The 14,827-nt window shown below is 34.9% G+C and carries 14 protein-coding genes; 12 read left to right on the top strand and 2 right to left on the bottom strand.

The window, feature by feature from the left end; all coding sequences use genetic code 11:
* Positions 1 to 162 precede the first annotated feature (162 nt).
* The gene (locus FOL89_RS03030; protein WP_144281373.1) at positions 163 to 1,131 is read left to right on the top strand and encodes an ROK family protein; all 969 of its coding nucleotides are present in this window, start codon (positions 163 to 165) and stop codon (positions 1,129 to 1,131) included.
* A gap of 66 nt (positions 1,132 to 1,197) precedes the next feature.
* Here the strand turns inward: FOL89_RS03030 and FOL89_RS03035 are convergent, their stop codons facing one another.
* Together FOL89_RS03035 and FOL89_RS03040 are read right to left on the bottom strand one after the other, a co-directional pair.
* Complete coding sequence (locus tag FOL89_RS03035) at positions 1,198 to 1,506, bottom strand: thioredoxin family protein (protein ID WP_143883126.1); 309 nt, start codon at positions 1,504 to 1,506, stop codon at positions 1,198 to 1,200.
* An 11-nt stretch (positions 1,507 to 1,517) separates the two neighbouring features.
* Entirely contained in the window at positions 1,518 to 2,927 is a 1,410-nt protein-coding gene (locus FOL89_RS03040) for an MBL fold metallo-hydrolase (protein WP_144281374.1), read from the bottom strand.
* 249 nt (positions 2,928 to 3,176) lie between these two features.
* Here FOL89_RS03040 and FOL89_RS03045 point away from each other — a divergent pair, with 249 nt between their 5' ends.
* From FOL89_RS03045 to FOL89_RS03095, 11 genes are all read left to right on the top strand, one after another.
* Positions 3,177 to 4,706 carry a helicase HerA-like domain-containing protein gene (locus tag FOL89_RS03045; RefSeq protein ID WP_144281375.1) on the top strand — a complete coding sequence of 510 codons (1,530 nt, stop codon included), beginning with the start codon at positions 3,177 to 3,179 and terminating at the stop codon, positions 4,704 to 4,706.
* 109 nt (positions 4,707 to 4,815) lie between these two features.
* The gene (locus FOL89_RS03050) at positions 4,816 to 6,039 is read left to right on the top strand and encodes a 3'-5' exonuclease (protein WP_144281376.1); all 1,224 of its coding nucleotides are present in this window, start codon (positions 4,816 to 4,818) and stop codon (positions 6,037 to 6,039) included.
* Between the two features lie 221 nt (positions 6,040 to 6,260).
* Positions 6,261 to 7,460, top strand: a complete 1,200-nt coding sequence (lysA, locus tag FOL89_RS03055; protein WP_185146897.1) for a diaminopimelate decarboxylase — start codon at positions 6,261 to 6,263, stop codon at positions 7,458 to 7,460.
* 134 nt (positions 7,461 to 7,594) lie between these two features.
* Positions 7,595 to 8,077, top strand: coding sequence for a hypothetical protein (locus FOL89_RS03060; protein WP_144281377.1), 483 nt, complete (start codon positions 7,595 to 7,597; stop codon positions 8,075 to 8,077).
* A gap of 298 nt (positions 8,078 to 8,375) precedes the next feature.
* A complete protein-coding gene (locus tag FOL89_RS03065) occupies positions 8,376 to 9,095 on the top strand; it encodes a hypothetical protein (protein ID WP_144281378.1) in 720 nt (239 codons plus the stop codon).
* 154 nt (positions 9,096 to 9,249) lie between these two features.
* Positions 9,250 to 10,689 carry a tRNA (N6-isopentenyl adenosine(37)-C2)-methylthiotransferase MiaB gene (gene miaB, locus FOL89_RS03070; protein ID WP_144281379.1) on the top strand — a complete coding sequence of 480 codons (1,440 nt, stop codon included), beginning with the start codon at positions 9,250 to 9,252 and terminating at the stop codon, positions 10,687 to 10,689.
* A gap of 3 nt (positions 10,690 to 10,692) precedes the next feature.
* Complete coding sequence (locus tag FOL89_RS03075) at positions 10,693 to 11,772, top strand: PDDEXK nuclease domain-containing protein (RefSeq protein WP_144281380.1); 1,080 nt, start codon at positions 10,693 to 10,695, stop codon at positions 11,770 to 11,772.
* Positions 11,756 to 12,187, top strand: a complete 432-nt coding sequence (locus FOL89_RS03080; RefSeq protein ID WP_144281381.1) for a hypothetical protein — start codon at positions 11,756 to 11,758, stop codon at positions 12,185 to 12,187. The genes FOL89_RS03075 and FOL89_RS03080 overlap by 17 nt, the downstream gene beginning before the upstream one ends.
* 87 nt (positions 12,188 to 12,274) lie before the next feature.
* Positions 12,275 to 13,570: a sigma-54 interaction domain-containing protein gene (locus FOL89_RS03085; RefSeq protein WP_144281382.1), complete on the top strand. Its 1,296-nt coding sequence runs from the start codon at positions 12,275 to 12,277 to the stop codon at positions 13,568 to 13,570.
* 12 nt (positions 13,571 to 13,582) lie between these two features.
* Positions 13,583 to 14,284, top strand: a complete 702-nt coding sequence (locus tag FOL89_RS03090) for a hypothetical protein (RefSeq protein ID WP_144281383.1) — start codon at positions 13,583 to 13,585, stop codon at positions 14,282 to 14,284.
* 18 nt (positions 14,285 to 14,302) lie between these two features.
* Positions 14,303 to 14,824, top strand: a complete 522-nt coding sequence (locus tag FOL89_RS03095; protein WP_144281384.1) for an LptE family protein — start codon at positions 14,303 to 14,305, stop codon at positions 14,822 to 14,824.
* Positions 14,825 to 14,827 lie beyond the last annotated feature (3 nt).

A 14,827-nucleotide genomic window follows, 5' to 3' on the forward strand; every position in this document is an offset into this window, starting at 1 on the left:
AGTCACAGACTTTGCCAGCGGATTTTCTGATTTGGTGGGGTAGGCGCAAAAAGCAGAAAAAAGCTGTCATATCATTCAAAAACTAAAGAATTATTCTCATTACTAAAGATTAAATCAATCTTTTTTATAAATTTATTGCTTCTAAATTATACAATAATAAAAATGTCAGTAATAGATTTGTCAAAACAGGTTGCATTAGGGATAGATATTGGTGGTACCAATACCAAGTTCGGATTGGTTAATCACAGAGGTGAAATTATAGTTAAAGGTTCTATTTCTACTGATCAATATGAGACAGCAGAAGCTTTTGTAGATGCTTTGCACGAAACCATTAAGCCGTTAATAGATAAACATTGTGACGGAAAGATAATGGAAGGTATCGGAGTAGGCGCGCCGAATGCAAACTATTATACGGGAACAATAGAGCAGGCTCCCAATCTTCCATGGAAAGGAGTGATAGAGTTTGCTGATTTAATGTCCGCCAAATTTGGAAGTCCTTGTAAAATGACCAATGATGCTAATGCTGCTGCTTTGGGAGAAATGATGTACGGAGCCGCCCGAGGAATGAGAGATTTTATTATGATAACTTTAGGAACCGGCGTAGGAAGCGGAATTGTTTCGGGGGGGCATCTTATTTACGGACATGATGGTTTTGCCGGAGAATTGGGTCATACAATTGTAAAACCTGGAGGAAGAAAGCATTGGAGCACAGGTTCTGAAGGTAGCCTTGAAGCGTATGCTTCTGCAACGGGAATTGCTATTACAGCTAAAAAAATGAGAGCAGAGTTTCCGGATTCTATGCTCAATCAGTATCCTGAAGATGCCATCAATTCTAAAACAGTTTATGAATGTGCAGAAAAAGGAGACGCTGTAGCCATTGAAGTTTTCAGATATACAGGTCAGAAATTAGGGGAAGCTTTGGCAAATTTTGTCATGTTTTCTTCACCACAGGCAATACTTCTGTTCGGAGGCGTTATTAAAGCAGGAGATTTTATATTAAAGCCTGCAAAGCTCCACATGGAAAGAAATCTTCTTCCTATCTTTAGAAATAAAGTGAAACTTGTCTTTAGCGAACTTGATGAGGCGGATGCTGCAATTTTAGGAGCAAGTGCATTGGTTTGGGAAAAATAAGATTCGAATTTATACATAAAAATAAAAGCATCCGAAAATGGATGCTTTTTGCTTTTTATAGTAAGGCTAAATTGATTCCGAAAACTGCTTTAAAAGATCAGTCAGTGTATTGACATCGTGTACTCCGCTTTGCTTGTACAGCAATTCACCATTTTTAAAAACAGCCAGAGTCGGAACTCCTCTTACGCCTACCTGAGCCGCAATATCTGGATATTGGTCTACATCCAGCATCATAATTCTTGCAGATTCTCCTACATTCTCTTTTACTTTTGTTAAAACAGAAGACTGTACTTTACAAGGCTGACACCAGGTTGCAAAAAAATCAATAAGAACCGGACGCTCCGAATTAATAACTTCCTGAAATTTTTTAGACATTTAGATCAAATTTAAAGAACTTTAGACTGACAAACAAAATCTGAAACCGGAAGTTTTTCTGTTTTTTTAATTCCGTTAAAACCACCTTCTATTTCAGTGAAATTTCTGATTCCGTGTGAGTTAAGTATGCTCGCAGCAATCATGCTGCGGTAACCTCCTGCACAGTGTAAAAAGAAATGTTCAGAATCATCAATGGTAGAAACCCATTCGCTGATGATATCTAAAGGCCTGTTGTAAGCATTCTCAATATGCTCTGAAGAATATTCTGATATTTTTCTTACGTCAATCACTTTTGAGTTTGCAGTAAAAAGCTCAGCAAATTCAGCAGGAGAAATTCTCTTCACTTCATCAGTTTCTTTATTGGAATTTTTCCATGCATCAAAACCTCCTTTCAGATATCCCAAAACATTGTCAAAACCAACACGGCTCAATCTCGTGATTACTTCTTCTTCAGTACCTTGATCAGAAACCAATATGATAGGCTGCTGAACATCTACTATCAGTGTTCCTACCCAAGGTGCGAAATCTCCTTTTAGTCCGATATTAATTGAGTTCGGAATAAAACCTTTATGAAAATCTCCTGGATTTCGGGTATCTAAAACTAATGCGCCCGTTTCTTCTGCAAAACTTTCAAAGTCTTCAACGGAAATGGGGGTAAGACCTTTATTCATCACAACTTCCAAACTTTCATAACCACCTTTATTGAGAGCTACATTCATTCCGAAATATTTTGGTGGAGCAGTTAATCCGTCCAGCACTTCTCTCACAAAAGATTCTTTATCAGGCTGATTGAGTGCATAGTTCGTTTTTTTCTGATTTCCCAAAAGATCAACAGTTTCTTTCTGCATATTTTTTCCACACGCAGATCCTGCTCCATGTGCCGGATAAACAGTAATACTATCATCTAAAGGAATGATTTTAGCCTGCAAACTGTCGTACAAAATTCCGGCAAGATCTTCCTGTGTGAGATTGGTTGCTTTCTGAGCCAGATCCGGTCTTCCGACATCACCTAAAAATAAAGTATCGCCAGTGAAAATGGCCGTTTCTGTTCCGCTTTCGTCAATAAGCAGGTAAGTGGTACTTTCCATCGTATGACCGGGGGTGTGAAGCACCTTTATTTTTATTTTTCCAATTTCAAAAATCTGTTCGTCCTCAGCAATAATTGCTTCAAACTCAGGTTGAGCAGTAGGACCGTATACGATAGAAGCATTTGTTTTTTTGCTTAAATCCAAATGTCCCGAGACAAAATCTGCATGGAAATGAGTTTCAAAAATATATTTTAAAGTGACATTATCTTTTTCTAATCGATCCAGATAAGGTTTCACCTCTCTCAATGGATCTATAATTGCTGCTTCATTTTCAGATACAATATAGTATGCACCTTGGGCAAGACAGCCTGTATATATTTGTTCAATTTTCATTGGACTTATTTTAAGCAAATTTTAATACAAAGTACGGAATTTATTGTAAGCTATAAAGTATCATCATTAATAGTTTCTGTCAATAATGAAAATTCCGATTAAAATATGATTCGAAATTGCTGATTATCAACAGTAAGCGTATGTTTCGCCGATTTTTATGTTTTTTATCATCTTTTTTAACAATGCTGATCAAATATAAAAGAATAATATTCTCAAAAAATTTTATCTTTAAAAATTAAAAAAATTCAAATGTCAGACAAAACAAAATTTATTAACGAACTTTCAAAAAGATACACCCCAAAAGGCGACCATATTATTTTAGGAAAAGGAATGCTTGATGGAGAAGTTGTAACCGAAGTGAATGTAACCATCCCTTTAAAAACGATCAACCGTCATGGGCTGATTGCCGGTGCAACGGGAACAGGAAAAACCAAAACGCTTCAGGTTTTTACCGAACAGCTTTCTCATGCCGGAATTCCTTCCTTAGTTTTAGATATTAAAGGCGATTTTTCTGGAATTGCTGCAGAAGGAAAAATGAATTCAATCATTGAAGAACGCTATGCAAAAACTCAGCTGCCTTACAATCCGCAGGCTTTCCCTGTTGAGCTGATGAGTATTTCAGGCGAAAAAGGTGTAAAACTGAGGGCAACGGTTACAGAATTCGGTCCTGTTTTATTAAGCAAAATTTTACAACTGAATGATACACAGCAAAGCATCATGTCTATTGTATTCAAGTATTGCGATGACAAAGGCTTGCCATTAATTGATTTGAATGACCTAAAGAAAGTTTTACAATTTGTGACTGATAATCCGCAGGGAAAAGCAGAATTATCTGTAAATTATGGTTCTATTGCTTCTGCTTCTTTGGGAGCCATTCTCAGGTCTATTGTTGCTTTAGAGCAACAGGGTGCTTCAGATTTTTTTGGTGAATTGAGCTTTGACGTACATGATTTGCTTGAAACACGAGACGGAAAAGGAGTTGTCAATATTTTAAGAGTGGCGGATATTCAGAATAAGCCACAGTTGTTCTCTACTTTTATGCTTTCACTTTTCGCAGAAATTTATATGACTTTTCCAGAGGAAGGAGATAGCGGAAAACCGAAACTGGTGCTGTTTATTGATGAGGCACATTTAATTTTTGATGAATCTTCCAAAGCTTTGGTTTCACAAATTGAAACTATGGTAAAGCTGATCCGTTCCAAAGGAGTCGGAATATATTTTATTACCCAGATTCCGGGAGATGTACCGGAAAATGTACTTTCACAATTAGGGTTAAAAATTCAGCATGCGTTAAGAGGTTTTACCGCAAAAGACAAAAAAGAAATTTCAAAAGCAGTCGAAAACTATCCCACGACAGAATTTTATAATGCTTCAGAACTCATTCAGAATTTAGGAATTGGGGAAGCTTTTGTTACTGCCTTGGATGAAAAAGGAATTCCTACACCTTTGGTTCATACTTTTCTGATTTCTCCCGAATCCAGAATGGATGTTTTGAATGATGCTGAAATTTCAGATTTAACTTCGAAATCATATTTGGTGTCTAAATATGAAAAAGCGGTCGACCGTGAATCAGCTTACGAAATTTTGGCAAAAAGAATGGAACAGGCTGTAGAAAATTCTGCATCAGCACAAAAAACAAAACCTGTAAAAGAAGAACCGGGAATGTTTGAACAAGTAATGAAAAGCAGCGCAGGAAGAACTTTTGCCAACACTTTGATGCGCGAAGGTGCGAAAGCGATTTTAGGAATGCTTGGTTTGGGAGGAAGGAAAAGAAGGTAGTTACAAGTTTTCGGGGAATTTTATTATTTTAGCAGAATTGCATTTTAACAATCGAAAGTCAAAGGGTTTGGTTTTTGATTTGCCCAATTTGTAAAGTAATTAGAAATAAATGTATTCAATTATAGATATAGAAAGTAATGGTGCAGGTTTTAGAAAAGAATGCATTATAGATATTGCCATCTATCGGTATGATGGTCAGAAAATTGTAGACCAGTTTATCTCATTGGTAAATCCCGAAAGCGATATTACTCCTTTTGTGCAAAAACTTACAGGGATTACCCACAAAATGGTAAAAACAGCTCCTAAATTTCACGAATTGGCAAAAAGAGTCGTGGAAATCACACAAAATACCACACTGGTAGGTCATAATATAGATTTTGATTACAGGATGCTTCGCCAATCATTCAGCAGGCTAGGATATGATTTCAAAATCAATACTTTAGATACTATTCCTCTGGCTAAGAAACTAATTCCTGATGAAGTAAGTTATTCTCTTCAAAAATTGGTAAAATCTCTTGGAATTCCGCTTTCTAACGCTCACCGAGCGGAGGGTGATGCAAGAGCGACTTTAGAATTATTCAAACTTTTAATCTCTAAGGATACTGAGAATGAAATTATCCAGAAACAGCACGAAGAGAGCAATGCTAAGAATTATATCAACAAGATCAAAGAGTTAACTCAGGATTTGCCCAACGAAAAAGGATTTGTTTACTTTCAGAATTGGGACGGGAAAATTATTTTTTCGGATTATGTGCAGGACATTAATAAATTTTCTAAAAAACTGTTCAATTCAAAATCTAAAAAATGGGAAAAAATCCAGAACGATACAGAGCAGATTCATTTTGAACTTACAGGTTCAGATATTATTGCTAAAATGATTTTAAATTCGAAAGGGATTAAAAAAAGAGAGATACTTCCATTCGGACTATATTATAGAAATCAAAAATACATTGTAGAAAAAAATAATTTAAACAAAACCGAGAAGCCGATTCTCAAGTTCAAAGCATTTACACAGGGTACAAAAGCAATACAGTTTATTAATCTCATTGAAGAATTTAATAATCCTGAAAATCTTAAAACAAAAATTGATTTCAGAAAAAAAGATGAACTTTGGCTTGGAACAGGCAGAAAACTTGGTGAAAGAATATTTATCATTATAGAAAAAGGAAAACCTGTTTCGTATGGTTTCTACGAACTTTTTACCCAAATTCAGACGATGAGTAAGATTTCAAAACTGAAGATTGATTTGCCGGTTCCTGCTACAGATCTTATCAATGACCTTCAACTGGCTCTGCTTCGCCGTGATTTTGAAACACTTCCGCTACCAAAATAAGGGTTCTTCTTTAGATCAATTTTCTCAATGTAAAAAAGAAATAGTATTTTTGCTGAAAATTAAACAGAGCAATGCAAAATTTTAAACAAAATAAAACCGGTAAAAAGGGAGCTGTAAAGTTCTCTAAGGTTTGGAATATTTAAAAGAGTAGCTTGCATAAAATAATCATTGCGGCAGACTCTTTTCGAAGAATCTGCCGTTTTTTATGCCAAAATGAAATTATGAATTCAAAAGATTTACTTAAGATTGCCAATGAATTTGGTACCCCGTTGTATGTATATGACGCAGAATCAATAAAAGCTCAATACGAAACACTTTCTTCCTCATTTTTAAAACACACCAAATTTTTCTATGCTGCCAAAGCTTTAACCAACATCAATATCTTAAAGTATATCAAAAACTTAGGAGCTTCGTTGGATTGTGTATCTATCAATGAAGTGAAACTGGGCTTAAAAGCAGGTTTTACAAAAGAAAAAATACTTTTCACACCCAATTGTGTAGGTTTAGCTGAAATTGAAGAAGCAATGCAGCATGGTGTTCACATCAATATCGACAATATTTCTATTCTTGAACAGTTCGGCAATAAATACGGAAATTCGTATCCGATTTTTGTAAGAATCAACCCGCATATCTATGCTGGTGGAAACCATAAAATTTCTACAGGACACATTGATTCGAAATTTGGTATTTCCATTCATCAAATGCGTCATATCGAAAGAGTAATGAAATCTACCGACCTGAATGTAGAAGGTCTTCACATGCATACCGGAAGTGAGATTAAAGATCCGGAGGTTTTTATTCAGGCATTAGAAATCATGCTCGAATTGGCAGAACATTTTCCAAACCTGAAATATCTTGATATGGGAAGCGGTTTCAAAATTCCGTATCAGGACAGCGAAATGGAGACGGATGTGAAAACTTTAGGCAAAAAAGTGGAAAAGGTGCTTTCGGAATATGCTAAAACAATGGGAAGAAAGTTTGAGCTTTGGTTTGAACCGGGAAAATTCTTAGTTGGAAAAAGCGGGTATCTTCTGGTAAAAGCAAATGTCATTAAGCAGACTACGGCTACTGTTTTCGTGGGAGTCAATTCAGGATTTAATCATCTGATCCGACCTATGTTTTATGATTCTTACCATGAAATCGAAAATTTATCGAATCCTAAAGGAGCCGAAAGAATTTATACTGTTGTAGGAAATATCTGTGAAACCGATACTTTTGCATGGGACAGAAAGCTGAATGAGGTAAGAGAGGGTGATATTCTGGCTTTCCACACTGCGGGAGCTTATGGTTTTGAGATGAGTTCCAATTTTAATTCCAGATTAAAGCCTGCGGAAGTTTTATTTTTGGATGGTAAAGCACATTTAATCAGAAAAAGAGACGAGTTTGAAGACTTACTGAGAAATCAGATTGAAGTTTTATAGAACGTAAATCACCAAAAGCTTAGGAAACTTCACAATCAACTGTGGAGTTTCCTTTTTTTGGCTTAATTTTTACTATGAATTTTAATGATTAGCTTTTATAAATTATTACTCATTTTGTTCAAAAAATTATAGATATGAAAACATTAACATTTTTATTAGCTTTAATAGCTTCCAATCTTGCTTATTCTCAGACTTTAGATGAAAGAGACGACTCTTTTATCATGGAAAACAATAAGAATTTGCTGAAAATTGATATAAAAGAGCCTTTTATGCAGGTTGCTGTCAAAGGATGTTCAGATTTTCAGCCTGCAAGTTTCGAAGGCGGAGCTGCAGCTTACAAAGAGATTTTGAGAAAATATATGTATACATTTCTAAATTCAGATTTTTATACCTTAACAGGAGATTTTACTTTTACACTGACTATAGATGCAATGGGAAAAGTGATTGATGTTGTTGGCGAACCGAAAGTGATGAATAGTGAAGTTTTTTTTGATGATATGCAGTATGTTGTAAGAAGAATAAAAACCAATTGGACGCCTGCAATGTGCAATGGCAAACCGGTAAAATCTGAAATGAAATTAAAAATGAATTTCTCATCTCTGTCGTCTGATATGTAGTCGATGATAAAATATTTTGTAATGTTTTCTTTTAGATTTTAAAAGTTTTTGCGGGAGACAGAGCTAAAATTGAAAGCACTGAAATGTTCATAGAAATAATTAAGATTTGTTATGAAGAAAACAAACAAGCACTGTAACCCGAGTTAGAAATGGTAAATCTGTAACTATCACAAAAAATAGTCAGTATTAATTTTACATAGGATTATTTTGATCACGGAGATTAAATATATTTCACCTTAAAATTAATAAAAATCTTATTTTAGCTGTTGTTAATTTTACAACAGTTATTTTTTTAGATATGAATAAATTTTTTGTTTTAGTTGGGCTGTTTATTACATTAGTTTTTAACGCTCAGGTATTATATGAATATCCTAAAGGTCAGCTTTTTTATGAAGGAGGAAGAGAGGCTTTCAACAAGGAAATCAAGGAAGTTGCCGGAAAAATAGACTTGAAGCCATGTGAAAAAACGGAAGCTTTATTCATGCGATTTGTTGTATATCCTGATAATAAAGTAAAGTATGTGGCAGATCCTGATGTAAAAGCGGTTGAAAACAATAAATGTCTGAAAGATAAAGTGCTTAAGGTTATAACACAAATGAAAAACTGGAATGTTGCGGAAGTAAATGGAAATAAAACTCCAGCCATGTTTTGCGCCCTTTTTTACGATGATTTGTTATTCAATAACGTAATGAGCGAAAATGATTTTTCCAAACCAGTCTATATGCACAAAGAAAAGGAGAGCGATATCATGAAGTTTAGAGAAAACTTCGCAAAATGTTTCGATAACCGTGGTTATACACCAAACGGAACCTACTCTTTCATTATCAATTTTGATATAGATACAAATGGAGAAGCGGGCTTTTTTTATATAGAGAATCAATCTAATCTTGAAAAATTCAACGAAATGGTGGTAGATTGCGCATCTAATACAAAAAAGTCCTATTGGAAGCCGGCTTATTACAAAGGTGTACCCATAAAACAGGTTTTCAAGATGCCTATTAAATTTAATGAGGACTAAAATTTCTGAGATTTTTAAACTCAGTAATTTCTGCCATTCTGTCACAATATTTTGTATCTTTGCAAATTCAATAGTTCAGAATTTAATGTTTTGAGTTCAAATCTGTATGTGTAGAACCCGGGACGTTAAATTTGAAACCTTAAATAAGATTATCGTGCAGGAAAAATATATAGACGAAACCAAACAGGGAGAAGCTTTTGCTATTGCGGAAAAAGACGGAAACTCAAAAAAATTATTTTTAGAGAGCTACGGTTGTCAGATGAATTTCTCTGACTCTGAAATCGTTGCATCCATTCTTAATGAACAAGGCTATAACACCACTCTTAAAGTTGAAGAAGCAGACCTGATTCTTTTAAATACATGCTCCATCCGTGAAAAAGCTGAGCAAACGGTAAGAATGCGCCTTTCTCAGTTTAAAAATCTTAAAAAAGAAAAACCGAACATGACTGTCGGAGTTCTGGGTTGTATGGCAGAAAGGCTGAAAACCAAATTTTTAGAAGAAGAACAGTTGGTTGATCTTGTGGTGGGTCCCGATGCGTACAGAGATTTACCCAATCTATTAAAAGAAACCGAAGACGGAAGAGATGCTATCAATGTAATTCTTTCAAAAGAAGAAACGTATGCAGATATCAATCCTGTTCGTTTAGGCGGAAATGGCGTTACAGCCTACGTTACGATTACGAGAGGTTGCGACAATATGTGTACGTTCTGTGTCGTTCCATTTACGAGAGGTCGTGAAAGAAGCCGCGATCCGCATTCTATTCTGGATGAATGTAAAAACCTTTGGGAAAGCGGATATAAAGAAATTACCTTGTTGGGACAAAACGTAGATTCTTACCTTTGGTATGGAGGAGGTCCTAAAAAAGATTTCGCAAAAGCATCTGAAATGCAGAAAGCAACTGCGGTAAATTTTGCCCAATTGCTTGATTTGGTGGCGAAAGCTGTTCCCGAAATGAGAATTCGTTTCTCAACTTCAAATCCGCAGGACATGAGTCTGGATGTTTTCAGAATGATGGCAAAGCACGACAATATCTGTAAATATGTTCATCTTCCGGTTCAGAGCGGAAGCAACAATATGCTGGAAGCAATGAACAGACAACACACCCGTGAGGAATATTTAGATTTGATTAGAAAAGCAAAAGAAATCGTTCCGGAAGTGGCGTTTTCTCAGGATATGATCGTTGGTTTCTGCAATGAGACTGAAGAAGATCACCGGGATACATTAAGTCTGATGAGAGAAGTGGTATATGACTACGGTTATATGTTTGCCTACTCAGAAAGACCGGGAACACCTGCTCACAAAAAAATGGAAGACAATATTCCGGCAGATGTGAAGCAGAGACGTTTGGCTGAAGTCATTGCCTTACAGGGAGAATTGTCCAGAAAAAGAATGAAATCTTACGTAGGAAGAGTTCATCAGATTTTAATTGAAGGAACTTCCAAAAAGAATGAAAACCAATGGAAAGGAAGAAATTCCCAGAATGCGGTTTGCGTTTTTGATAAACTGGAAGGACAGAAAATTGGTGACATTGTGGACGTTTTTGTTTTTGACAATACACAGGGCACGCTTTTAGGGGAAACGGTTTCAAAATAAACGATGTCTGACTTACCGACAAAACAACTTTTAGATAATATTTCTGCATTATTGGAAAATGCCAGAAATAAGATTGTTGTTGCCGTTAATCAAACCATTGTTCTTACCTATTACGAAATAGGAAGAATGATTGTTGAAGATGAACAAAAGGGTAAAAGCCGTGCGGAATATGGTAAAACTGTTCTAAAGGATTTATCTTTACATTTAACAGATAGATTTGGAAAGGGATTCTCGGTAGAAAATCTTGATAGAATGCGATTTTTCTATAAAACTTATTCTGAACAAATTTCGTCAACACTGTTGACGAATTCTTCAGATGCAATTTCAAAGATATCTGGAAGTGTAAATAATATTCAACAGGCATCAATTCTGAATTTTAATCTTTCATGGTCTCACTATTTAAAATTAATGAGAATAAAAGACCCCAATGAAAGAAAATTTTATGAAATTGAAAGTTATAAAAATAACTGGAGCTTAAGAGAATTGCAAAGACAGTACGATTCATCATTATATACAAGACTATCTTTAAGTAAAAATAAAGAAGAAATTCTTCAGCTTGCTGAAAAAGGACAAATTGTAGAAAAACCCAAAGATCTCATCAAAGATCCTTATATTTTGGAGTTTTTAGGCTTATCTGAAAAACCTCATTATTCTGAAAACGAATTGGAATCTGAGTTGATTGATAAATTAGAACATTTTCTTTTGGAATTAGGAAATGGTTTTACTTTTGTTGCAAGACAGGACAGAATAACCTTCGATGAAAAGCAGTTCCGTATAGATTTGGTTTTTTATAACAGAATTTTGAGATGTTTTGTCTTAATTGATTTAAAAATAGGGGAACTAAAACATCAGGATATAGGGCAAATGCAGATGTATGTGAACTATTACGACAGAGAAAAACGCCTTGAAGGTGAAAATAAAACCATAGGGATTGTTCTTTGTCAGGATAAGAGTGAAGCTTTGGTAAAATATACTTTACCGGAAGATAACGAACAGATTTTTGCAAGTAAATATTTTACCGTTTTGCCAAGCAAAGAGGATTTTATTAACATTTTAAACTCAGACAATGGCAAAATTTCATAAGTATTGCCTAAGTGTATTGTTGGTAATAATCTGCAGCAATATTTCGGCTCAAATTTCCAACGGAACAGTCGAAAGTGAAGGCTGTAAACAATTATACGAGCTTTATAACCGGATTTTAAATCAGAGTTGTGAGGCTTCGAATGAAATTTGTGTAAAAGAAAACCCTGCACAGAATTTAACTATTAATCAAAGGCAGGACGCAATTGATCTTATAGGTAAAATTTTCTACGGAAAACAACAGAACAATTCTTATTATAATATAACAGGATCAGATTTTTCTGAAAAAGAAAAGCATAATCAGCTCCTGAAAAACTTTGAAAAAAACAGCAAAGACAGTTTCTTCGCTGAAATTTTATATTTTAAAACTAAAGTTTCAAAAGTCAGAAACAAAGATTATTTAGAAGTTATTGGTTAAAATCAAATCAAATTATTTTTAAACCAATTAACAGATCTGCAGTTATTATATGCAGGCTAAAACTAAAATCAATAATCTATTTTACTTATGAGCAACGAGCTACAAAATATAAAAAACCGTTTCGGAATCATCGGAAATTTTCCGGCTTTAAACCGTGCCCTGGAAAAATCTATTCAGGTGGCACCAACAGATATTTCAGTCCTTGTGATTGGAGAAAGTGGGGTAGGAAAAGAATTTATTCCTAAAATCATTCATTCAGAATCGAAAAGAAAACATCAGCCTTATATTGTCGTCAACTGTGGAGCTATTCCTGAAGGGACCATCGATTCCGAGCTTTTCGGACACGAAAAAGGAGCATTTACAGGCGCAACAGCAACCAGAAAAGGTTATTTTGAAGTAGCTGATGGAGGAACAATCTTCCTTGATGAGGTAGGGGAATTACCTTTACAGACTCAGGTTCGTCTTTTAAGAGTTCTGGAAAGCGGAGAATTTATGAAAGTAGGTTCTTCACAGGTTCAGAAGACAAACGTGAGAATTGTTGCAGCAACAAATGTGAACATGATGAAGGCAATTCAGGACGGAAGATTCCGTGAAGATTTGTTTTATCGTCTGAATACCGTCCAAATTGATATGCCTGCTTTGAGAGAACGGAAAGGCGATATTCATTTGCTTTTCAGAAAATTTGCCATAGATTTTGCTGAAAAATACAGAATGCCCGAATTGGAGCTGGAACCAGGTGCGGTTCATTATATCGAAAATTATACTTTCCCGGGAAACGTCCGCCAATTGAGAAATTTAGTTGAACAAATGACGGTAGTAGAACGTGAAAGAAAAATATCAGTAGAAAAACTTGCAGAGTACATTCCGATGGATGCACATCTTCCGATGGTTGTCAGCCAGCCGAATACACAAAAGCAAAGTGATTTTGGAAGCGAAAGAGAAATTATGTACAAAATTCTCTTTGATATGCGGAATGATATTAATGATTTAAAATCCTTAACTTCGGAACTGATTAAAAACAGAGGGAATTCAGATTTGAGCAATCAGGAAAAAAATCTGATTAACAGAATTTATACTTCGGAATCACAGCAGCCGGCAAATCCGAATTCTCTTTTGTTTTTTGAAAACAATAATAACTCAGGACAGAATAACATTCAAAATCCTACCATCATATCTAATTCTGATGATAATTTTGATGATTTTGAAGACGTGGAAATTGAAGATAATAAACCGGTATCTCTTTCACTACAGAATAATGAAAAAGATCTGATTGTGAAAGCCTTAGAGAAGCACAACGGAAGAAGAAACAGAGCGGCAGATGAACTGGGAATTTCTCAGAGAACGCTCTACAGAAAAATTAAACAGTATAATCTGGAAGATTAGAATTAATAAAAAATGAATATCAACTTAACACCTAAGCCAATCAACTTCAAGTTTGGAGAATATATCAATAAAGCTTTTGAGCTGCTAAAAAAAGATTTTGGAAGTATTTTCGTGGGATTTCTCGTGACTTTTCTTATGTCTATCATTCCGTTTTGTGGCTATTTAGCAATGGGGAATTTTTATAAATTTCTGAGAAATAAATCAAAGGGAATTCCTGCAAGTCCGGGAGATATTTTCAATTTTGATGATTTTGTACCTTATTTGATCTTGCAACTTATCATTTTGGCGGGTATTGTCGCTGTTTATCTCCCTATTATTTTTATGATTCCTGCTACAGCGTATGTAGATCCTGAAATGGGAAGAACAGGACTTCCTATATTCTTTTATTTGTATATGATGGTTTTTTATGTTGTGTTCTTCTTCTTTATCGTCAAAGGATTTTATATCATGGCATTAATATCGCTTAAAAAAGTAACCGATATTAAAACTGCATGGAAGATGTCTGTAATTATGACAAAAGATAATTTTTTCAATATTCTTGTTTTTTGTATCGCAGTAAGTTTATTAGGTTCTTTAGGAATTATTGCTTGCGGAATAGGAATTTTATTTACACTTCCTTTTGCTTATACAGCTAATTATTTTGCATTTGAAGATGCAATGGAGCAGATAAGCTATGATGAAATTACAGAAATCGGAACAGAAGAAAACGTATAAAATTTAATCAGAAAATCAATGAACACGCTCAAAAATGTTTTTATTCTATTGGTATCTATAAGTTTGCTCCATTCTTGCTATACATTTACAGGATCTTCTTTGAAGGACGAAAAAACCGTTCAGATCAACGAGTTTCCTAATAATGCAGCTTTAGTAAACCCGACACTTTCCCAGCAGTTTTCTACAGATATTCAAAACAGATTTTTGCAGCGAACTACTTTAAAAGGGACCAAAACCAATCCGGATATTTTGATTGAAGGGGAGATCGTAGATTACGCAATCACACCCACCACTATCAGTTCGTCAACACAACAGACCAGTGCAGGAACAATTCAGCAGTCTCAGAATAAACTGACGATTACCGTAAAAGTGCGTTACGAAAATAAACTTCATCCTGAACTTAGTTTTGAAAGAAATTATTCTGATGAAGCTGTTTTTAACAGTGACTTGACGCAGAGTCAGATTGAAACATCACAGGTAAAGCTGGTAACAGAAAGAATTATTAATAAGATTTTTAACGACATTGTAGCTAATTGGTAAAAT

It is taken from the genome of Chryseobacterium echinoideorum (assembly GCF_007474535.1).
Classification (GTDB): domain Bacteria; phylum Bacteroidota; class Bacteroidia; order Flavobacteriales; family Weeksellaceae; genus Chryseobacterium; species Chryseobacterium echinoideorum.

Excerpts from the sequence above, each read along its gene's own strand:
- FOL89_RS03030 (WP_144281373.1), top strand. The coding sequence starts at position 163 with ATGTCAGTAATAGATTTGTCAAAACAGGTTGCATTAGGGATAGATATT.
- FOL89_RS03035 (WP_143883126.1), bottom strand. The coding sequence starts at position 1,506 with ATGTCTAAAAAATTTCAGGAAGTTATTAATTCGGAGCGTCCGGTTCTT.
- FOL89_RS03040 (WP_144281374.1), bottom strand. The coding sequence starts at position 2,927 with ATGAAAATTGAACAAATATATACAGGCTGTCTTGCCCAAGGTGCATAC.
- FOL89_RS03045 (WP_144281375.1), top strand. The coding sequence starts at position 3,177 with ATGTCAGACAAAACAAAATTTATTAACGAACTTTCAAAAAGATACACC.
- FOL89_RS03050 (WP_144281376.1), top strand. The coding sequence starts at position 4,816 with ATGTATTCAATTATAGATATAGAAAGTAATGGTGCAGGTTTTAGAAAA.
- lysA (WP_185146897.1), top strand. The coding sequence starts at position 6,261 with ATGAATTCAAAAGATTTACTTAAGATTGCCAATGAATTTGGTACCCCG.
- FOL89_RS03060 (WP_144281377.1), top strand. The coding sequence starts at position 7,595 with ATGAAAACATTAACATTTTTATTAGCTTTAATAGCTTCCAATCTTGCT.
- FOL89_RS03065 (WP_144281378.1), top strand. The coding sequence starts at position 8,376 with ATGAATAAATTTTTTGTTTTAGTTGGGCTGTTTATTACATTAGTTTTT.
- FOL89_RS03075 (WP_144281380.1), top strand. The coding sequence starts at position 10,693 with ATGTCTGACTTACCGACAAAACAACTTTTAGATAATATTTCTGCATTA.
- FOL89_RS03080 (WP_144281381.1), top strand. The coding sequence starts at position 11,756 with ATGGCAAAATTTCATAAGTATTGCCTAAGTGTATTGTTGGTAATAATC.
- FOL89_RS03085 (WP_144281382.1), top strand. The coding sequence starts at position 12,275 with ATGAGCAACGAGCTACAAAATATAAAAAACCGTTTCGGAATCATCGGA.
- FOL89_RS03090 (WP_144281383.1), top strand. The coding sequence starts at position 13,583 with ATGAATATCAACTTAACACCTAAGCCAATCAACTTCAAGTTTGGAGAA.
- FOL89_RS03095 (WP_144281384.1), top strand. The coding sequence starts at position 14,303 with ATGAACACGCTCAAAAATGTTTTTATTCTATTGGTATCTATAAGTTTG.